This is a genomic window from Neobacillus terrae, assembly GCF_011393025.1.
GTDB classification, from domain to species: domain Bacteria; phylum Bacillota; class Bacilli; order Bacillales; family Cytobacillaceae; genus Neobacillus_A; species Neobacillus_A terrae.
In genome coordinates, this window is sequence record NZ_JAAOEO010000009.1 from 26,384 (window position 1) to 47,564 (window position 21,181).

Consider the following 21,181-nt stretch of genomic DNA (forward strand, 5'->3'; position numbering starts at 1 on the left):
TGCTGTTCCTCCTAGCCACGATTTCGTGGGTCTAATGCATCCTGAAGTCCGTCTCCAAATGCATTGAAAGCAAACATCGTAAGAGAGATCATGAAGCCAGGAAAGAATAGGCGCCACCACTGGCCACTCAATATAACTCCAAGCGCATCATTTGCCATTGTTCCCCAGCTTGCAAATGGGGCCTGCACCCCAAGACCCAGGAAACTTAGGAACGATTCGGCAAAAATAGCCTGAGGAATCGTAAATGTTAAATTTACAATAATTATCCCAAGTGTGTTTGGCAGTAAATGGCGAAGGATGATTTTCCTGTGGGATGTACCAAGCTTCTCTGCTGCCATTACATATTCCTGAGATTTCAATTGAAGAATCTGACCACGAGTAATCCTTGCCATTCCGACCCACCCCGTTACAGACAGGGCAATAATGATAGTTGTAATGCCAGGATCCATAATCACCATTAATAAAATAACTACTAAAAGATAAGGGATACCATACAGGATTTCGACAATCCTCATAATCGCATTATCAATACGGTCACCAAGCTTGCTTCTTCCAGCCATATAGCCGGAAATCCCGCCAACGGTTACCCCTAAAATAAGGTCAATTAATGCAGCTGCGAAACCGATTGTTAGTGAAACCCTTGCTCCGTACCAGGTTCTCGACCACATATCCCTGCCAAGGTCATCAGTACCAAACCAGTGCTTTCCGCCAGGCTGTAAATTTGCTTTCATCAAGTCCTGGTCGGAAGGACTAAACTTAACAAGTAATGGGCCAAAAAGGGCTAAAACTAAAATGGCAAGTAATAACGTCAAACCAAAAACAGCCAGCTTATTCTTAAAAATATTAATTACAGTTTCTTTCCAAACACTTAAGGAAGGTCTCTCAACGGGTGCCTGCCTTTTTCTTTCTTCAGATACGGGTGTAAATAAGTTAGTTTCCGCTGTATTTGTCTGCATATTAGTTTCCTCCGCTTGTTAGCTTAATTCTTGGATCAATCAGGCGATAGGAAATATCAATTAAAAATAAGGTGAAAACAAGGATAGTACTGAAAAAGATGGTTGTTCCCATAATGACCGGATAATCACGGTTAAAAATGCTGTCAACAAAATATTTTCCCAGACCAGGTATGGCAAATATTTTTTCAATAACAAATGTTCCAGTAATTAAAACTACAAATAAAGGGCCAATAAAGGTTATAACAGGCAAAATGGCATTTCGGATACCATGCTTTATCACTAGCTGCATAGTAGACAATCCTTTTGCATTTGCAGTTTTAATGTAGTTCTGGTTCATAACCTCCAGCATACTGGACCTCATAAAGCGAGCGATTACTGCAAGTGGTGAAGCCGCAAGAGCTATCGAAGGCAAAACCGTATGCTGCCAGGTTCCCCAAGAGGCTACCGGAAGCAAATGCCAATTTACAGCAAAATACTTAATTAATAAGGGCGCGAGGATAAAGCTTGGAATGGAGATTCCAATAATCGCAAACAGCATAGCTGCAAAATCCAATGGTTTATTATGATTAAGAGCCGCAACAATGCCCAGCAATAAACCAAAGAACAAGGCAATCACCAGAGCCTGCAGCCCCAGCCTTGAAGAAGCCGGAATTCCATCAGCAATAATACTGTTGACTGAACGTGTTTCTGATTTAATAGACGGTCCCATATCAAAAGTGGCCAGGTTTTTCATATAGAGGACATACTGGACTGGAAGCGGCTTGTCCAAGTTATATTTAGCCCTCATGTTTTGAAGCACTTCCTTTGGAAGAACATCAGCATCCGATGCAAATGGATCACCCGGAATACATTTCATAATGACAAACGTTAAAGTGATAATTACCCATAGGGTAAGAAACATCGTTAGTACCCTTTTCACGATGTACATTCCTTCATTCACCTCCGTTTAATTTTTTATGCATTTACGGAACCAAGGACACCGTTGGTTGCTGTAATGGCGATAATGACACAACCCCACATATGCTTATAGGCTGTTACCATGTCATTACAGGTAAACCTGATACTTTTTGGGCCAGTTAATTCTACTGTTGGAATAGTTGTGGTCATTTTTGCCTGCTGGGAACCTTTTAGTTCTAAATCAAAAGTAATTGGTCCCTCAAAAGTAATGGGTTTAATAGTTTTAGCCTTTTTAACCGCTGCTTCTGCTTTCGCTCGGATTTCTTCCCTTGCCACTTCTGGATGAATTAATTCTGCTGCAAAACGATCAACAGCTCTTTTCGTTACTGCAGCTTCGACATCTGGAAGCGTTTCTTTTACTTCTCGTACATAAGCATCATCCCCGCTAATAAAAATGGCAGGAACACTAAAAGAGCCAGCAACTAATGAGTTCATCTCTGTTTCTCCAACGATCTTGCCATTTATCTTCATCTCATTTACACAAATCCCTGCCAAGGTATGGCTAATGACAGCAACATCAGACCCGCCTTCCCGTCCATGATGCCCGACAAACATAATTCCATCAAAGGATTCATCCAGCCCCTCCAATTGGCACATAACACGGTTATTCCCTGATACGAGCCTCGCTCGGGAGTCCAATTCTTCTATGAGAATATTGGACATATTTCCGTGACCATCGGCCACTACTATCTCGGTTGCCCCACCGGTAAATGCACCTTCAATTGCTGCATTTACATCGGCAGTCATGAGTTTTCGGAAACGCTGATACTCTGAATTTGTCTTTAGCTGCTGGTTCGTAGCTACACCTGAAATACCTTCCATATCTGCTGAAATAAATAACTTCATCGCTTTTTCCTCCTAAAGGTTATTCAAATATTTAGATAATTTTTTTATAAAGAGAGCTGATTAAACACTCTCTATTTGTTGATTAAAATGGGAATCTCTGCCCCTCACTCAAGTTAAGAATAAACGCTTTAACCAAGTCCTTAGTTGCAATCAGATCTCCAACATCTACAACTTCAACAGGTGAATGGGCATATCGGGATGGAATCGACAATACTCCTGTTGGGATTCCTTTACTGGCATAATTTACTGCCCCGCCGTCAGTTCCAATACCCGGAAAAACCTCCAGCTGGTACGGAATATTTTGTTCTTTAGCCAACTTAATTAGCATTTCCTTCATCGTCTTATGTACTATTAAGCTAAAATCCATTACCTTGATACCAGTTCCCTTACCGAGTGACAAACTTTGGTCCATTGTTTCCTCTGGCGTATCGCTCACTGCAGTAGTATCCACTGCAATTGCTGCATCTGCCTCAATATGCTCTGAAGCTGTTTTAGCTCCTCTTAATCCCACTTCTTCCTGAACTGCAAAGAGGAATATCAACTCTCCGGAAAAATTAGTCCCCTGTAATTCCTCAAGTGCTTGAAGCAGTACAGCGCAGCCTGCTCGGTCATCCAAAGATTTTGACCTTATTTTAGGAGAAGAAGCAGGCCCAAATTGCTGGAATGGAGTCCCCCAAGTAATAGGAGTACCCACCTCAATACCCAATTCCTCTGCTTCCTCTATCGAAGAGGCACCAATATCAATATAAAGTTGAGAATGTTTGCGAACCTTAGAGGGATCATCAAACTTTACATAATGAGCTGACATTGTTCCAATCACACCGGAAATTTCACCCTTATTCCCCATTACCGTTACCGGTTGTGCTAAAAGAATCCTATCGTCATTTCCTCCCAGTTTTTCAAATCTTAATAGGCCCTTTGCTTCTATTTTCTTAACAATGAAGCCAATTTCATCAATATGGGCTGTTAAAATCACCGTCGGGCCTGGCTTTTCCCCTTTTTTCGTCGCAATAACATTGCCTATTGGATCAATTCTTACTTCATCCACCATACTTTCCAAATAGTCTTTGAGAAAGTATGACACGGAATGCTCATAGCCGCATGGTCCTGACAAGCTTGTTAATTTTTTTAATATTTCAATCATCCTCATCATCCCTTTTTAAAAATAGTCGTATGTATTTTTATATACAGCCAGCTGTACAATGGTGTTCATTTCAGTTATGTAATCAAGTTCATTGATCCGGAGAAGTGTTTCAGTAATCTCGTCCGGACCGGGAACGGCAATCTGCACCAGGATGGAATAAGGGCCGGAGGTCATGGTGATATAGCGAATTTCACGAAACTTCTTTAACTCCTCCACTGCCTCTATAATGGACTGCGGTTTTACCTTTAATTGAATGATTGCACCCGATTTTACCCCGAGAGCTACCGGATTAACCACTCCTACCACACTGAGGATTCCATTATCCAGTAAGTTTTTGTAGCGAAGCCGAATTGTTTTTTCTGTAACATTTAGATTAGAAGCTATTTCTGTAAAGGACATGCGGCCATCAATAGAGAGATGCTTAATGATCCCACGATCCATATCATCTATTTCGTACTTCAAAGCATTTCCTCCTTTCGGAACTATTTTTCTATTATAGTTCCCTAAATAGGAATTAATCCTAAACAAATAATAGATTACGATATTTATATTAAAATTTATTATCTGAATTAGGAATTATTATATAAAAGGAATTTTCAGAAATCAACTATTTTAGTATATTTTTTTCAGAAAATTTATAAAAGATATAAAAATATGAAAAATGTCTAAGTGAATCTGTGAAAACCAAAAATTAAAATAGGATGTAAGTCCCTATTTAGTCGCAGATGGGTGTCCCAAGACCAATAGAGTTAAAAGGTTTAAAACAAAAGAAACACGCAGAGGTTTAATCCCTGCGTGTTTTTTGCAACTCATTTATTTTTCCCCATAGAGATTATTAATGTATATGAGTATACTCACCAAACCAGTCTGCAATATAGTTAAGACGATAAATTCTTAAGGATGGTTTGCCGCTTCTTGAAAGCTCATGGTTTTCTTCTGGAAATCGGATCATTTTCGCTGGCTTCTCAAGTCTCTTTAAGGCAATAAAAAGCTGCTCCCCTTGTTCAATCGGGCAGCGGTAATCTTTTTCACTATGCAAAATTAATAATGGTGTTTCAACATTTTTAACATATGCAAGAGGAGAATGCTTCCAAAGCTTTTCTATGTCGCTTAAGTCAGACTCGATTTGCCATTCCGTAAAGTAATAGCCAATGTCGCTCACCCCGTAAAAGCTTATCCAGTTGGATATCGACCTTTGTGTAACTGCAGCCTTAAATCTATTTGTATGTCCGACAATCCAATTGGTCATGAAGCCGCCATAGCTGCCTCCAGTAACAAAAAGCTGCTGATCATCTATAAAGTCATGCTGATCTAGGACATAATCGACTGCATCCATAATATCCTGATAATCTTTTCCGCCATAATCTCCTCTTACAGCATTAACAAATTTCTGCCCATAACCGTGGCTGCCTCTTGGATTGATAAACAATACGGCATAACCTTTGGATGCAAGCAGCTGGAACTCATGCATATAGGTATTTCCATACATAGCATGCGGCCCACCATGAATTTCAAGGACCATCGGGTATTGCTTTCCTTCTTCATAGCCGATTGGCAGCATAAGCCAGCCCTGAACCTTCCATCCATCACTAGCCTCGAATTCAAAGGACTTTGCTTCAGAAAGTTCAACTTTCGATAAAATTTCTTTGTTAACATCCGTTAGCTGCTTGGTAGTTCCCTCTGTGATATTAAGCAGGAATAAATCAGATGGCTTGGATGGCCTGCTGATTGCCAAAACAGCGCGCTGATTCTTACTATCCAAAGTAAATCCGAAAATATGCTGCTGGTCCAGAAGGGCAGGATAAATTTCACCATCTAAATTCCCATAATATAAAACTGTGTTCCCATTGTCTGTGCCCACAAAGTAAAAGCTTGAACTATCTTCGGTCCATTGGGCTCCAGGCAAAACAGCACCCTGCTGAAAGTCTCCTGCCATGAAATCTCCAACCGGCAAATCCAGACCCTCTGTAAAACAAGTAAACTTCTTTGCTTCCAGGTCATAAATCCACAATCTTGAAAGAGTAGCATTATAATATTTCATATCCTGGCCAATAGCAGCAAGAAACTTACCATCTGGCGACCAGGTCACATTCCCAAAAGAACCTGTTCCATTAGTAATCTTAGAGAGGCCTTTAGATTCCGGGTCAAGTAAATAAATATCATGGATAAAGGACTGATCCTTGTTTGTCTCCAAATCTGCCCCAACAGCTATATTTTTTCCATCTGGCGACCAACTGTATAGAGTAAAGTCGTTCTCTCCCTCTGTCAATTGAGAAACCTCACCCGTAACAACGTCAACAACAGATACATGGTGGAAGGTTCCTTTCCAGAAACCTGAAGCATCGGATTTGTATTTCATTTTACCTACTTCAAGCGGCAATAGTTTTTTATCTGATTCTTTCTCACCAGGTTCCTTCTGGTTGTTTACTGTTGATAGAAAAGCAATTCTCTTTCCATCCGGGGACCAGACAGGATTAGAAGCCCCATTCTCCAGTTCGGTTACCTGGCGTGCCTCTCCCCCGTTTATCGAAAGAACAAAAATCTGATTCTTTCCGCCTTCTCTATTTGAAACAAAAGCAACACTTTTTCCATCTAATGACCAGCGTGGAGAGTGATTTTTACTCTTGCCATAGGTCAACTGGATAGCCTCTCCCTCTTTTTCCATATCCAAAATAAAAAGATGGGAAAAATAATCATCCGTTTCCTTGTTTATCCCTGTCTGGACAAAAACGCATTTGTTATTATCCGGAGAAAAACGCGGATCTGAAACCGAGTTTAATTCATACAAGTCTTCAGCGCTCATTCCTCTTTTCAATTCTGCAACCCCCAGTTTCTTAATTATTTTTGAACCAACTTATTATTTCGACAACAGAAATAATATTCCTTCTGGATTTTTCATAGTAATCTGCCAATTTACATAAGCTAAAAATGAATATTGCCTTTCGGCGGACTATTTTGTATCATTAATTTACGAACAAATGTTCTTTTTTGGAGTTGGAAGGAGTATAGAACGATGACAAGAATACCTGAGGAAGAACGGAACGTCATGGAGAAAGCCATATATTTGCCTATGGTCTTAACCATATTAAACAGGGATTTAGCTGTGGTCGAAAAAAGTCCTTTTAAGCTCAAGAAGCCTTATCTGGAGTTAATTGAAGAAACAATGAGGGATGTTCATGCTGATTTGGCTAAAGCTAAAAAATATATGATCGCAAAAAAACTAAAAGTATTGGAGACAAAAAGGGACGACACCTTTACGATGTTTATGTTCGTCTATAACGGATTTGAGGAACATCACAATTATTTCAATCCGAGGATCCGAAACAAAGTACAGGAAATAATGGAGTATTATTTTTTTAAAAGGCATCAGTCCCGAAAGCAGACTAAAAAACTGCAATAAAATTATAAAATAGTTTTTGAGCCATATTTGCGCTCTGCCTCAGAAGCCTCCATGAACTTAGGCCGATGATGCAAATAAAAGGTTTTTCTTTCCATATGTTCCATCCTCTGCATCAGCTTTGTCTTTAAAAGAGCAGTCCGGAGCAGCTGATTTTCAAATGAACTATAAGAGATGGGAAACAAGTACGATTCTTTGTTTTCAAAGGTAACAAGAGTCTGGCCGGTAGAATAGCGGCGATGACTAATGACATGCTCATGAGAGATCCATATACATTCCGCTCTGACTGGAGATGTTGTTGGAAAAAAGTAAATAAAATTTGATGGGTCTATTGCAATGGGCACTTTATGTGTAATTCCCATTAACAGGCTGCTGCCTTTTTGCCTGCCTTCCAAAGTACTCCCGAAAAATTCACAGCTCCGTTTAATTAAATCCGTTGGTTTGTAAGGAGATATAAATTCATCTTCCAATTCTACAATTTTCGAATAAACTTTTCTGCCATACTCCTCTGGCTGGATGAACATAGTAAATGGATTTACCTCATACATCTCAATCAATTTAGACTCCAATATTTCCACTCCTCTATAATTATGGAAAAGCCTCCTGTACAATTGCCTAAATTTGCCGGTAATTGTAATATTTACCCTATCATACCATGGAATCTTGTCGGAATTTTGTTTTTTTGAAATAGTTACGAAATTATTCATAATCTAAAAAAAAATTTTCTGAAAATTTAAAACATTTATTGATTTTATCTATAAAACTCCATATAATAGTAAAAAGCCACAGGGGTGATTTCGATGAATGATAAGTATACAGATTTAATGAAAATTGGTGCCATGAACCGGCAGCAGGAAAAAGAAGCTTTTGTTCAGGACCTGTATATAGAAATGCTGCTGGCCGAAATTCAACTGACAACCGAAAAAGAGAGGCTCATGAAAAAAATTGATCAGGCAATCGATACAAACGACAAGAATCAATTTATGAAATTATCAAAACAGCTTGTCGATATTACCAAGCGATTTGGAACTTGAAAAACAGTAATTGGGCTAACAAACTATACTAATGTATTAAATACAAAAGGGCCTCCGTTTTGGAGGCCCTAAAGTTATTTACTATTGAACGGCTTAATTATTTCATCGGACTCATTCTTAACAGAATTAACAAGTGTTGAAACCTCATACATTTCCATTTTCTCTGATTCATAAGGCTTAAGAAGGGATTGTAATAGCAGGGAATCCTCCATTCTCTGGTCTAGCCAGATATTCTGTTTTTCCGGTGTTAAAATAACTGGCATCCGCTCATGGACTTCTGCTGCCATTTCATTTGCTTTTGTTGTTATTATTGTACAGGACTCTACTCTTCTTCCTTCTTTCTCCCATACCTCCCATAATCCCGCAAAAGCTAATGGCTTTCCATCCTTTTTAACGAATCGGTATGGCTGTTTTAATTTCCCTTCCCTTTTCCATTCAAAATAGCCATCTGCAGGTATAATACATCTTTTCTTTTTCAATGGGTGCTTAAAACTTGATTTTTCATTTAGTGTTTCAGCACGAGCATTAATCATTTTGTAGCCGATCTTTTCATCTGAAGCCCAAAAAGGAATCAGCCCCCAGTGAAAAAGCTTTCCTGCTCTATGCTGATTTTGAGAAATAATAGCAAGAATCTCCTGTCCTGGCGCTATATTATATCTAGATGGAAACTCATCCGAATATTCAAATTGAAATTCTTCTTCCAATGTTTCTCTCGTGGATAAAAGTGAAAAACGTCCGCACATTAAAACTCCCCCTCCTGCTTCATTTATACTCTTTTTACCCTTATTTTAGCGTATGTCACTTTAAAATTAACTTTAATTATCTTTTCTAAAAAATAACCGGAGAAAGCTCCCCGGTCGCAGACTTACTTATTCAATTGATCTCTATGTTTAACTTCGTAATCCTCGACCATGGAGATACGCTCGAGCATGGAAGGATGGGTATAACGGAAAATTTTCACCAGGAACGGTGGCTTTACCTCACTAAGTCCTGACCGAGTAAGCTCCTGAAAGGAGGTTATTGCTGCTTCCGGATCTTTTGTCATATTAATAGCATATCTGTCAGCCCTGCTTTCTTCATAGCGGGCTCCTAAATTGGATATGGGACTAGAAATAAACATTAATATGGATAATATCATTAAAATGAGCGGAAGCGAACGGATATCGGCAGCATCCTCCACTTTTAGCTCTATTCCCCATTTACTTATTGACCAGTTTAAAAGCCTGTAAGCCAGATAAAGTCCAAACAAAGATAATAGCAGATAGCCTGCAATCCCGTAGTAAATATGTTTTTCCACATAGTGGGCCATTTCATGTGCCATTATAAACAAAATCTGATCTTCACTCAGCCTATTTAAAGTGGTATCCCATAAAACGATTCTTGAATTAGAACCAATTCCGGTAACATACGCATTAAGTGAATTGGTTTTTTCAGCCATGTTTACCTCAAAAACATGCTCTGCGGGTATGTGAGCCTTGTCAGCCATAGTCAGGATTTTTGTTTCTAAAGCTTTATTTTTAAGCGGATAAAAATCATTATATAAGGGGTCAATCACTACCGGCTGCAAAAACATCATAAACAGAGTGAGTGGAATTGAAAGCAGCCATGCATAAAGCCACCAGCGTTTTCTGCTTCTTTTTATCAGCCAGTACAATACTGGGACAATGATCAGCAGTGTAGCGTAATTAATCCAAAAGTCTATTAGTTCATCCTTCATCCAGGAAGCAAAGGTTTGAGTGGAGATATTATAGGTTTTTGAAAGTGAGTAACCGATATAGCTTAGTGGGAAGGTTGCTAGAAAAGCAAAGAATGAAAGCCAAATCAGATATATTGGCATATGGGCAGCTTTAAATTTAGCTGATTTGTCAGCCCAGCGCTTAAAGGCCTTTGAAAGCCCAAGTAACAGAACCAAAAAGTAAAAAAGCCATTCAAGAGGAGTAGATAAGAAAAATAGCAAATTCCTTGTTTTGGAGTATTCTTCGCTCAGCATTAATTCCCTGCCATTTAAAAATGTCGCTGGATCCGCCTTGGTTCCCTGATATTCAAACGGGAGGCTGGTATCTGCAAAATAGAAAAGATACCAATAAAAAAACAACCCATATATTACATAGGCCAGTACCGCATATACTCCCATTTTCCTTGCCATGAATTGTCCCCCTTTTTGTACAGCCTCTCTACCTAGTTTAGTTAAAACGGCCTGTTTTAGAACCAATCCACAAAATAAAAGCCAATTAGATTTAATCGGCTTTTTTTAAATACATCTATTTTATCGTAATCCCTTAAAGAATTGACGAATAGAGAGCAAGAACGGCAATCGATCCCAGGACAGTAACAATCACATTTGCACCCAGGAAAGCAGCAATGAAAGCAGCGACCGCGCCAATCAGCCCATACCAGATATCCTTTTGTATTAATAAAATACCGGGAAAAATGAGCGCACCCAGCGTAGCAAAGGGAACATTTTTCAGAATTCCCTGTAAAAAAGAGGGCAATTCCTTCCCTTTAAACAAAACAAATGGCAGCATCCTTGGAATATACGTAACGATGGACATTCCAAGAATCATCCATAAAATCTCATTCTTCATTGAAGTGCCCCCTTTTCTTAGCAAGCATTACGACGCTCTCTACAATAATTGCAGACAGCAAAGTTGCGGATACGATCGCCCAGCCAGGTGCCATTAATTTTTCTAATGTAAAAATCGAATTGAAAGCTGCAGCTAATATCGCAAGCATTACTACCTTTATATTTTTCCTCATAGAAGGAACCAACAGCCCGATAAACATGGCATAAAGGGCAACACCCATGCTGTCCTGAAGGGTTTGCGGAAGGCTTGCTCCAATGAGGTGTCCCAGTCCTGAATTTACTACCCAGCTAGAATAGGAGACTAAAATAACTCCAAACATAAATCCTGTTGTGACTGTCCCTTCCTTGGTGGCGGCTACAGAGAATGTTTCGTCTGTTATGCCAAATGAATAGAAAATTTTATAAAGGAGACGATCTTCCTCTACCTTTTCATTTAAGGATGCCGACATTAAAAAATGACGAATATTAACGATAAAAGTTGTTAAAATGATTTCGAAAATCCCAGTTCCAAATGATAATAAACTTAAAGATATGTATTGGGCTGCCCCCGCAAATACCAGAAGGCTCATTAGTAGTGTCTCATATAGACTTAACCCTGACCCTTTAGCCAGCAGGCCAAATGTCAAAGCTATAGGAAAATATCCCACTCCGATACTGATGCCAGCCTGAAGCCCTTTTCTAAATTCTGATGCCTGTTTCCCTATCGCCAGATCAGACAATCTTCTCACCTTCTCCTCTCGTCTATGTAATTAAGAATATATTTTAACAAATTTTCTGTTTATAATAAATTATTATTTTTAAAAAACTTCGGTGGAAAAGCTAGAATAAATCTTAACAAGCGAAAAGCATGGCTGGAATGCCATGCTATCTTCCTTTAAATTGAGGCTTTCTCTTTTCGGCAAATGCCTGGAGTGCCTCAATCCTATCTTCTGTTGGAATAGTAATTTCATAAGCCTTTCGCTCAATCTGAAGGCCAGTTTGCAGGTCTGTATTCATTCCATTTTTAACGGAAAATTTTGCTTGCTGAAGGGCAATTGGACCGTTTTGAAGGATTGTTTCAGCAAAAGCCTGGCTATCTGCAAGAACTTCCACATTATCCGTTACTCTTGTTACCAATCCATATCCGAGCGCTTCCTCTGAAGTGAGCCTTCGGGCAGTCAGGATTAATTCCAAAGCCTTTGCCTGCCCTATCAGCCTTGGAAGCCTTTGTGTTCCACCTGCTCCAGGAATAATAGCGAGACTTGTTTCGGTAAGTCCCATTTTTGTTCCTTTAGCTGCAATTCGGAAATCACAGGCTAATGCAAGCTCCATGCCGCCGCCAAAGGCAAAACCGTTCATTGCCGCGATGGTCGGCTGTGGCAGCTGATCGATAGCATTAAATACATCATTAATTTTATTTAAGTTTCTTTTTACCTGTTCGTCAGAAAGCGTGCGCCGTTCTTTCAAATCAGCGCCAACGCTGAATGCCTTCTCACCTGCTCCAGTAAAGATGACCGCCCGGATATCCGGATTAACCCTTATATCCTCTACCACTTTGTGCAGTGATGCCAATGTCTCATAATTAAAGGCGTTCAATGCTTCCTTCCGGTTAATGGTAACAATCGCAATATAATTCATGATCTCCAGTAAAATTGAATCCATATCCTTATCCCCTTTTTAAAAAGGTTTGTAAAATTAGCATGTTGATTTCTGCTCCACAAAGGGAAGCTGCCTTGAAGAATCATCGCAGGGACAGGCTGCCTTTTGCCTGACACGAGGAACTCACTTTCCGCGAACAGTCAAGCTACTGCCGGAAGGTAACTTCGTGAGAAGCATCTGTGACCTGCTACTTGCGGCTTTGCGACGAGCTGAGGGTTGGCCTCTTCGAATACTCTATGGCGCAGGAGCAATATTGAAATTACATCTGCGAATCCACGAAATTATGCGTTAGCACAAGGAAAGCAGCCTTGAACTACTTTGCACGAAAATTTGCGTTAGGATAATTAAGAAATATCAAGAAGTCTCATGCCTACAACACCAATCAACAATATTGATAAAAACAATAATCTGCTTTAACAGAGCTTTGGAAAAAAGACAGGCTAAGCGCCTGTCCCTTTTAAAATCATTTCGATGTTTGCTTTACCTGTTCCTTCAAGGCACGTCTTAAAATTTTTCCTGTAGTGTTCTTTGGAAGCTCTTCTAAAAACTCAATTGATGATGGAACCTTGTACTTCGCAAGGTGTTGAGAGCAATAATCAAGAAGATCCTTCTCAGTCAAATTAGGGTTTTTGCTAACCACATAGCATTTTACTGCTTCGCCAAAATTCAGATCTGGCACTCCAAGAACCGCCGCCTCCACAACATCAGGGTGGTCATAAAGAATTTCTTCTACTTCTCTCGGATATACATTGTAACCGCCAACGATAACCATATCCTTTTTGCGATCTACTATATAAAAATAACCATCCTCATCCTTTTTTGCTAGATCTCCAGTGTATAGCCATCCATCGCGAAGAGTGGCAGCAGTTTCTTCCGGCATCTTGTAGTAGCCCTTCATTACATTTGGGCCGCGTACAATTAGTTCGCCTACAACGCCAACCGGAACTTCCTCACCAAGTTCATCTACAACCTTATTTTCAACATTGAGGATTGACTTTCCAATTGATCCTGCTTTACGGGGACGATCAAGTGGGTTAAAACAAGTTACTGGTGATGATTCCGAAAGACCATAACCTTCAGAAACTACTACATTGAATTTCTTCTCGAAATTATTCAGGAGTGCTACTGGCATAGCTGATCCTCCTGAAATACATAGCCGTAATGATTTCAGATCATCCGGATCTCCTTCTGGGTACTGATATATGAAATTGTACATAGTTGGAACACCGGCAAAAACGGTTGGTTCATATTCTTTTCCAAGTCGGAAAATTTCTTTTGGGCTGAATTTAGGGACTATCAGCAATGTTGCCCCATTCATAAGAGGGGCATTCAAGGCAACAGTCAGACAGAAAACATGAAACATTGGAAGAGTGGTAATGATCCGGTCCTTGTCATTAATGTGTAAATAATCTCCTGAATCTTTTGCATTACTGTAAAGGTTTTTGTGGCTAAGCATAGCACCTTTAGGCTTTCCTGTAGTTCCGGAAGTATAAAGGATAAGCGCCGTATCGTCTTCTAGCAGTTCTGGTCCTTTAAAGCTTAAGTCTCCAGATTGCAAAACACTTGTAAACGATTTCATTTTTGTGATTGGCGATAAAACTTTTTCAAATTGGCTGCTATCACTGCCAGGCAGGGTTTCACATATAATGAAATTCTCCACTTTAGGAAGAAACTGGTGCATTTTTTCAGCAAGAGGCAAAAGCAAATCCAATGCTACTACCACTTTTACATCACCGTTGTTTAAGATATAACCAATTTCATCAGGCGTATAGATAGGATTGATGGGAATCACGGTTGCTCCTAGTCTTAATGCACCATACAAACCAATGACAAAATGCGGGGAATTCCCAAGCAATAATCCAATATGGTCCCCCTGCTTTACACCTAGTTTTTCTAATCCTGAAGCAAATTTTGTTACCGCACCGTCAAGTTCGGCATATGTAGTTGACTGACCCATGAAGTGATACGCTGTTTTAGCCGAAAAAAGTTTCGCAGTTTCGTGAAGCTGTGACGATAAGTTCATTTCTCCCTGCCCCTCCCAATATGAATGAATAGCCATTCATAATAATATAAACAATTTTCTAAATATATTATATTGCAAGAAATTTATGTATACAAGTTTTCTATTATTTAAGAATAGGAAAAATTAAGTATTAGCAGATACTCTGTATGGTATGAAAGCTAATTCTTCATTACTTTTGCTTTAAAACTACGTCACTTTAGGTTACTTATTAGGAATAAGTGTCTTTTAAAAAAGACTTTGTTAATCTTGCCTGTTGATTTCCGCTCGAATCAGCATAGTGAAATTTCAATAATATGCTTCAACAAAGCCTTTAAAAAAGAAAGCGTGGTACAAAGCCACGCTCCCCCTCCATATTAGTAAACAAGATCAACAAATTCTTCTTTTGTTATATTTCCAAAATAATGTTTGATATCAATGCCCGCTAGCGCTCCCTCAATATCTGATTTTTCATACCTGGTATCCTTCAGGAGTTTTTCGATATCGGAAACATCACCGACTCCAAAAAAGTCGCCATAAATTTTACAGTTCTCTATAATTCCTTTATCCACTTCAAGTCTTACATCCACTTGTCCAACTGGGAAACGGTGGGAGCGCTGAAGATTGAATTTAGGTGACCGTCCATAATTCCAATCCCAGTTTTGATATCTTTCTTTGGATAACTCATTGATTTTGTCCCAGTCTTCTTCTGTAAGAACGTATTCAGGGATCTCATCCGACCCATCAAATATATTTTTTAGAAGGAGCGAACGAAAGGTTTCAATATCAATTTTTTCGGTAAGGAATTCTGAAATATTCGCAACCCGGCTTCGTATAGATTTGATGCCCTTCGATTCAATTTTATCCTTTCTGACTTTTAAGGCGGAAACTACATGATCCATTTCAGAATTAAACAACAGTGTTCCATGGCTAAACATTCTTCCTCTTGTAGAGAATTGGGCGTTTCCGGAAATTTTCCGCCCTTCCGCAAGAATATCATTCCGCCCACTTAGCTCAGCATTTACCCCAAGCTTTTGAAGTGCAGCTATCACTGGCTCTGTAAACTTCCTGAAATTATGAAAACTATCGCCGTCATCCTTTGTAATAAAGCTAAAATTCAAATTACCCAGGTCATGGTAAACAGCCCCGCCTCCGGATAATCGCCGAACAACCTGAATTCCTTGGCTTTCTACATAATCAGTGTTAATTTCCTCAATCGTATTTTGATTTTTCCCAATAATAATTGAAGGTTTATTTATATAAAAAAGCAAATATGTTTCATTAATATCCAAGCTTTTAAGGGCATATTCCTCGATGGCCAGGTTGATCCTTGGATCGGTTATCCCTTTGTTATCTATAAATAACATCTTATTTCCTCCTTTTATATTTCCACTGTCAAAAATTGCTCAGCCAGATGAATATCTCCCTCATATTCTTCACCTGCTTCTAAGATTAAATCTGAAAGTCTTCCATAATGAGGCAAGTGGGTCAGAATCAGCTGTTTAACGCCGGCACTTTCCGCCAGATTCCCTGCCTGGGTGCTTGTCATATGCCCTGCCCCGCTTCCGTTCTGGTTTGCATAAAAATTACATTCGCAAACCAATAAATCTGCATCCTGGCTAAAAGGAATAAATTCTTCTTTAAATGAGGTGTCAGCTGTATAGACCATTACTTTCCCCTCTGCTTCGATGCGCATGGCAAAACAGGGAACTGGATGAACAGTACGAAGGAAAGACACCTCAAAGGGACCGATCTTTATTTTGGAATCCGGATCGTATGGAGTCCCTAATGTAATATTTTTATATGTTAATTTTTCAAACTCAGGCTTGTCTAATTTATGGCCATAAACAGGCAGGCTTGACATCTCCGCTCCAAGAAATCCCTGGATTAAACGAGCATGCTGAAGTACTCCGATATCGGCAATATGGTCGGGATGATAGTGAGAAATAAGAACGGCGTCAAGCTGTTCAGGCTGAATAAGATTTTGCAGTTTCGAAAGTACTCCGCTTCCACAATCGATTAACAATCTAAAATCTTTATGTTCAAGCAGATAGCCGGAACTTGCTTCATTCTTTTTCGGGTAGCCACCCCATGGTCCAATAACAGTTAATTTCAACTTATTTCCTCCCTTAAACACTCTGGATAATCCAATCAAAACATATCTCAGATAAAAAAACCAGCCGCCTGTCTGACAGCTAGTTTATCTAGGATTGGCCCTTATGTTACTAGTAAAAAAACACCAACGTTCCATAAAAGTATACACTTAAATATCGGAATAAACACAAAGAAGCCGTTACCTTTTAACAGCTTCCTTGTTTAAGTTTAAATACTCAAGCACTTTTACTGCAGCTGCCTCTCCCTGGTCGATACAATCAGGCAGGCCAATTCCTTCGTATGAGGCTCCCGCAAGAAAAACGCCCGGCAGTTCTGTTAACATATGCTCCTTAATTTCCCCGATTCGCTGCTTGTGTCCAACTGTGTATTGAGGCATAGCATTTTTCCATCGGGAAACCACGAAGAACTCTGGTTCCATTGTAATATCCATTGTTTTATTCAAGTCATCCAAAACAATTTTAACAATCTGATCATCAGAAAGATCAACGATTGTTTCCTCACCCGCTCTGCCAACATAACAACGGAGCAGCACTTTTCCCTCAGGGGTGGAATGCTCCCACTTTTTGTGTGTCCAGGTACAGGCTGTAATCGTATAATCACTGTTCCGAGAAACCACAAAACCAGTCCCGTCAATATCACTTTTTATAGCTTCCTTAGGAAAAGCAAGTGCTACAGTAGCGACTGATGTTGATGGCATAAGCTTAAAATTGTCAAAAAACTCATATTGCGAAAACATAGACTGTGTTACTTTATGGGGAATTGCAGCAATAATACTATCTGCATAAAGAGTCTCACCATTATTTAAGTAGATTTCATAATAATTATCTGTTTTGTTAATTTTGGTCACTTTATGTCCCGTTAAAATACATTCCGGATCCAATTTGTCCGCAATAGCATCGGCAAATGACTGCAGGCCGGATTTGAAGGTTAAAAATGCCCCCTGCTTCCTGCCAGTTGTGTCAGATTGTTTTGCCGGTGCAGGAGTGGTCTTTTTCATGCCTATAATAAGGCTTCTGTACTTTTGCTCTACTTGATAAAATTGAGGGAAGGTTGACATCAGGCTTAATTGGTCGATATCTCCTGCATAAATACCTGAAAGAAGTGGTTCGATTAAATTTTCTACCACTTCATCTCCCATTCTTCTTCTAAAAAATTCACCGAGAGATTTATCCTGTTCCTTTTGAGACCTTGGCAGTATAAAGTCAGCAGCAGCCCTAATCTTTCCTTGAAGTGAAAATAAACCAGTAGTTACAAAAGGCGCTAATTCTGTAGGAATGCCCATAATGGAACCACCCGGCATTGGATAGAGCTTTTCATTGACCAGGACATATGATTTTCCAGTGGAATTATGAACAAGCTCATCTTCCATTCCCACTTCTTTTGCAAGTTTTGATATACTCGATTTCCTTGCGAGAAATGAATCCGGTCCACGCTCAATGATAAAGCCGTCCCTTATAACGGTTTGCATTTTTCCTCCAAGACGGTGTGAAGCTTCTATGATTTTAATCTTGGCCGGAAGATTATGTTCGAGTATTGTTTTTTGGAGATAAAATGCAGCTGTTAGTCCTGCTATTCCTCCACCTATAATGGCAATCTTCTGTTTTTCTTCCGTCATAAAAACACCGCCTTTTGTTTTTACCTATTAATGATCTTATTCATAACTACATTCGATAGAGCCTCTATAAATTCATCCTTTGCATTCGGCATTTCAGGGCGGTAATAGCTTGCTCCTACCTCCTGCGTTACGGCTTTACATTCATAGTCATTATCATAAAGAACTTCCAAATGGTCACATACAAAACCGACAGGAGCGTAGACAAAAGCCTTATATTGACTTTCCTGATACAGCTCTCGGGTGAGATCCTGAACATCAGGACCCAGCCAAGGTTCTGGTGTGTTTCCAGCGCTCTGCCACCCAATAGTATATCTTTCTACACCCGCTTCTTTTGCTATTAATTCTGCCGTTTCACGCAGCTGCTCAGGGTAGGGGTCCCCAAATTGGAGGATCTTTTCAGGAAGGCTGTGTGCTGAAACAATTAACATAGAATGCTCTCTTTCTTCCTGAGGCATCTGCGCATATACGTTCTTCAACTTTTCTGCCCAGTAAGCTATAAATTTAGGCTCATCATACCAGCTTTCAATGGAGGTGATACGCGGCCCTCCCAATTTTTCTGCTTCCTCAGCAGCTCTTCCATTGTAGGACTTTACGCTAAAGGTAGAAAAATGAGGAGCAAGAACAAGACTAACTGCTTCTTCAATTCCATCCTCATGCATTTGCTGAACTGCGTCCTCAATGAACGGGTTAATATGCTTTAATCCCAGATACATTTTAAATTCTATCTCGTCTTGAACACTGTTCAAATGCTTCTCTAATTTTTCAGCCTGTTCCTGTGTGATCTTTGCAAGTGGGGATATTCCGCCAATTGCTTCATATCTGCCCCGAAGCTCGTCGATCATCTCGGGAGACGGCTTTCTTCCGCGTCTGATATGTGTGTAATATCTTTCAAGATCTTCTATTTTATAAGGCGTACCATACGCCATTACCAATAAGCCCATTTTCTTTTTCGTCATTCCTGCACCTCGTTTGTAAATTTCCCCGCCATCCCCGGGAACACTTGCATCGGCAGAGGATTCCCCTGCCGATGTCTTTTTAAGCTTCATCCAAATTCATAAATAAAGAACTTTTTTCTTTATTTTGATGCTGAATATTCATGAATAAAGGCTGCTAATCTTTTCAGCATTTCAGGATTTACCTCAGGAAATACTCCATGCCCCAGGTTAAATATATGTCCAGGCTCTGCCAATCCCTGGTCCAGCACTTCCTTCGCTTTTTGTTCAATAACTTCCCATGGTGCCAGCAAAATGGCAGGATCAAGATTTCCCTGAACAGTTTTAGTAATCCCTAATTCCCTTGCTTCTCTGATTGATAATCGCCAATCCAGCCCAACTACATCAAGCGGCAGATCGTTCCATTCCATAGCAAGGTGGCTTGCTCCTACACCAAACATAATTAATGGTACGTTTTCTTCTTTTAAAGAAGAAAATATCCGCTGCATTACTGGTTTAATATAATAGCGGTAATCTACTGTATTCAAGGCACCGACCCATGAGTCAAAAATTTGAATAGCCTTTGCCCCTGCTTTTATCTGGGATTTAACATATGTAATAATCATATCCCCCAGCTTATCCATTAATGCAAACCAGGCTTTCGGCTCCGCATACATAAACGCTTTTGTTTTGTTGTAATTTCTTGATGGCCCGCCTTCAATCATATAACTCGCTAATGTAAAGGGAGCACCCGAAAATCCGATTAGTGGTACAGATAATTGTTCCTCTGTTAATAGTTTAATTGTATTAAGGACATACGGAACATCCTCTTCTGGATTGATTTCTCCAAGCTTTTCAACATCTTCAAGTGACTTTACAGGATTTCCAATAACCGGGCCAATTCCTGATTTTATTTCAACATCCACACCAATAGCCGGCAGTGGAGTCATAATATCTTTATAAAGTATTGCGGCGTCTACGTTATATTGTTCCACGGGCAAGCGCGTCACATATGCACAAAGCTCAGGCTGATGGGTTATTTCAAATAAAGAATATTTCTCTTTAATGGCTCTATACTCAGGCTGCGACCTTCCAGCCTGCCTCATATACCATACTGGTGTATAATTTGTTTTTTCACCTCTTGCGGCTTTTAAAAATGTTTCGTTAATCTTCCTTGTCATTAAGGGAGCCACCTTTCTGGAGCATATCTTTTTTCATTTTAATATATCCAACTTAAAAATAGAAACTAATTGTCCATGTTTTCCTTTTCATAACTGTCTTCACTATATAGGATTTAGCTGGTTTATGTATAGGCGCCAAGGATAAGTGTCAAAAAATAGTCGTTTTTTTGTTTTCCTGACTGTAAAGAATGGATATACAAACATAATAGGGTACTTTTAGAAAAAAGAATGCCTTAAATCTTATATAAAAACAGGGGTGGATAGTATTGAATATTTACATGACCACAGGAACGTATGACTTTCTTAATAGCATTCGAAAAAAACATGCGAATGAGAAAATGTCCATTATGCAAAATGCCGAAGGAGCTCTTCTTCTTCATGAGACAAATGGCGATACTGTTTTTAGTACACCAAGAAGCTATGAGGTGGTAGATTCTGCAGGTGAGTTTAAAAGCACTGCTTACGTAGTTATGAATAATATCCCTGTAACGGAGGAGGGCAGGCCATTATTTGAATATCGTTTTAACAACAGGGCAAGAATGGTTGAAAATGTACCAGGATTCCAGGCGATCCGGGTTCTGCGGCCATTATCAAGCGATACCTATATTATCCTGACTGTTTGGGATGCCGCTGACGATTTTCTAAGCTGGCAGTCCTCGAAGTCTTACGACAAGGCGCACGAAAAAAGAGGAACCGAAAAGGGGATCGATACTGTACCTAATATTTTTTCCGGCAGCTCCTACGTTACTAAATACACCATTGTCGAGGAATAATACAAGATTT

Annotated in this window: 21 protein-coding genes; 3 read left to right on the forward strand and 18 right to left on the reverse strand. The window is 39.6% G+C overall.

What is annotated here, in order from left to right:
* Positions 1-11 precede the first annotated feature (11 nt).
* The 6 genes from G8761_RS14100 to G8761_RS14125 all read right to left on the reverse strand — a co-directional run bounded on the left by G8761_RS14100 (position 12) and on the right by G8761_RS14125 (position 6,706).
* A complete protein-coding gene (locus G8761_RS14100; RefSeq protein WP_166027730.1) occupies positions 12-956 on the reverse strand; it encodes an ABC transporter permease in 945 nt (314 codons plus the stop codon).
* Position 957: 1 nt separating this feature from the next.
* Entirely contained in the window at positions 958-1,884 is a 927-nt protein-coding gene (locus tag G8761_RS14105) for an ABC transporter permease (RefSeq protein ID WP_166027732.1), read from the reverse strand.
* A 26-nt stretch (positions 1,885-1,910) separates the two neighbouring features.
* Positions 1,911-2,759, reverse strand: coding sequence for a M55 family metallopeptidase (locus tag G8761_RS14110; RefSeq protein WP_166027734.1), 849 nt, complete (start codon positions 2,757-2,759; stop codon positions 1,911-1,913).
* Between the two features lie 82 nt (positions 2,760-2,841).
* Positions 2,842-3,903 (reverse strand): M42 family metallopeptidase, encoded by a 1,062-nt coding sequence (locus G8761_RS14115; RefSeq protein WP_166027736.1) that lies wholly within the window; start codon positions 3,901-3,903, stop codon positions 2,842-2,844.
* A 15-nt stretch (positions 3,904-3,918) separates the two neighbouring features.
* On the reverse strand, positions 3,919-4,365 hold the full coding sequence (locus G8761_RS14120; protein WP_166027737.1) for an Lrp/AsnC family transcriptional regulator: 447 nt from the start codon (positions 4,363-4,365) through the stop codon (positions 3,919-3,921).
* 373 nt (positions 4,366-4,738) lie between these two features.
* Positions 4,739-6,706 carry a S9 family peptidase gene (locus G8761_RS14125; RefSeq protein ID WP_166028048.1) on the reverse strand — a complete coding sequence of 656 codons (1,968 nt, stop codon included), beginning with the start codon at positions 6,704-6,706 and terminating at the stop codon, positions 4,739-4,741.
* A 210-nt stretch (positions 6,707-6,916) separates the two neighbouring features.
* On the opposite strand from G8761_RS14125, the gene G8761_RS14130 reads away from it, so the two are divergent.
* The gene (locus G8761_RS14130) at positions 6,917-7,303 is read left to right on the forward strand and encodes a YhjD family protein (protein ID WP_166027739.1); all 387 of its coding nucleotides are present in this window, start codon (positions 6,917-6,919) and stop codon (positions 7,301-7,303) included.
* Positions 7,304-7,305: 2 nt separating this feature from the next.
* On the opposite strand, the gene G8761_RS14135 is transcribed toward G8761_RS14130, so the two are convergent.
* Positions 7,306-7,878, reverse strand: a complete 573-nt coding sequence (locus tag G8761_RS14135; protein WP_338000962.1) for a competence protein ComK — start codon at positions 7,876-7,878, stop codon at positions 7,306-7,308.
* Positions 7,879-8,100: 222 nt separating this feature from the next.
* On the opposite strand from G8761_RS14135, the gene G8761_RS14140 reads away from it, so the two are divergent.
* Positions 8,101-8,334 carry an IDEAL domain-containing protein gene (locus tag G8761_RS14140; RefSeq protein WP_166027741.1) on the forward strand — a complete coding sequence of 78 codons (234 nt, stop codon included), beginning with the start codon at positions 8,101-8,103 and terminating at the stop codon, positions 8,332-8,334.
* A 74-nt stretch (positions 8,335-8,408) separates the two neighbouring features.
* On the opposite strand, the gene G8761_RS14145 is transcribed toward G8761_RS14140, so the two are convergent.
* The 11 genes from G8761_RS14145 to hemE form a co-directional block, all read right to left on the reverse strand.
* The gene (locus G8761_RS14145) at positions 8,409-9,077 is read right to left on the reverse strand and encodes an SOS response-associated peptidase (protein WP_166027743.1); all 669 of its coding nucleotides are present in this window, start codon (positions 9,075-9,077) and stop codon (positions 8,409-8,411) included.
* Between the two features lie 122 nt (positions 9,078-9,199).
* Positions 9,200-10,480, reverse strand: coding sequence for a M48 family metallopeptidase (locus G8761_RS14150; RefSeq protein WP_166027745.1), 1,281 nt, complete (start codon positions 10,478-10,480; stop codon positions 9,200-9,202).
* Between the two features lie 133 nt (positions 10,481-10,613).
* Positions 10,614-10,919, reverse strand: a complete 306-nt coding sequence (locus G8761_RS14155) for an AzlD domain-containing protein (RefSeq protein ID WP_166027747.1) — start codon at positions 10,917-10,919, stop codon at positions 10,614-10,616.
* Positions 10,909-11,637: an AzlC family ABC transporter permease gene (locus tag G8761_RS14160; RefSeq protein WP_166027749.1), complete on the reverse strand. Its 729-nt coding sequence runs from the start codon at positions 11,635-11,637 to the stop codon at positions 10,909-10,911. The genes G8761_RS14155 and G8761_RS14160 overlap by 11 nt, the downstream gene beginning before the upstream one ends.
* 145 nt (positions 11,638-11,782) lie before the next feature.
* The gene (locus G8761_RS14165; protein ID WP_166027751.1) at positions 11,783-12,559 is read right to left on the reverse strand and encodes an enoyl-CoA hydratase-related protein; all 777 of its coding nucleotides are present in this window, start codon (positions 12,557-12,559) and stop codon (positions 11,783-11,785) included.
* 460 nt (positions 12,560-13,019) lie between these two features.
* Entirely contained in the window at positions 13,020-14,579 is a 1,560-nt protein-coding gene (locus G8761_RS14170; RefSeq protein ID WP_166027753.1) for a fatty acid--CoA ligase family protein, read from the reverse strand.
* A gap of 353 nt (positions 14,580-14,932) precedes the next feature.
* Positions 14,933-15,922, reverse strand: coding sequence for a lipoate--protein ligase (locus G8761_RS14175; RefSeq protein WP_166027755.1), 990 nt, complete (start codon positions 15,920-15,922; stop codon positions 14,933-14,935).
* A 14-nt stretch (positions 15,923-15,936) separates the two neighbouring features.
* Entirely contained in the window at positions 15,937-16,671 is a 735-nt protein-coding gene (locus G8761_RS14180; protein ID WP_166027757.1) for an MBL fold metallo-hydrolase, read from the reverse strand.
* A gap of 177 nt (positions 16,672-16,848) precedes the next feature.
* The gene (gene hemY, locus G8761_RS14185; protein ID WP_166027759.1) at positions 16,849-18,285 is read right to left on the reverse strand and encodes a protoporphyrinogen oxidase; all 1,437 of its coding nucleotides are present in this window, start codon (positions 18,283-18,285) and stop codon (positions 16,849-16,851) included.
* 20 nt (positions 18,286-18,305) lie between these two features.
* A complete protein-coding gene (gene hemH / locus G8761_RS14190) occupies positions 18,306-19,241 on the reverse strand; it encodes a ferrochelatase (protein ID WP_166027761.1) in 936 nt (311 codons plus the stop codon).
* A gap of 119 nt (positions 19,242-19,360) precedes the next feature.
* The gene (gene hemE / locus G8761_RS14195; protein ID WP_166027763.1) at positions 19,361-20,398 is read right to left on the reverse strand and encodes a uroporphyrinogen decarboxylase; all 1,038 of its coding nucleotides are present in this window, start codon (positions 20,396-20,398) and stop codon (positions 19,361-19,363) included.
* Positions 20,399-20,664: 266 nt separating this feature from the next.
* Here hemE and G8761_RS14200 point away from each other — a divergent pair, with 266 nt between their 5' ends.
* On the forward strand, positions 20,665-21,171 hold the full coding sequence (locus G8761_RS14200) for an antibiotic biosynthesis monooxygenase family protein (RefSeq protein ID WP_166027765.1): 507 nt from the start codon (positions 20,665-20,667) through the stop codon (positions 21,169-21,171).
* Positions 21,172-21,181 lie beyond the last annotated feature (10 nt).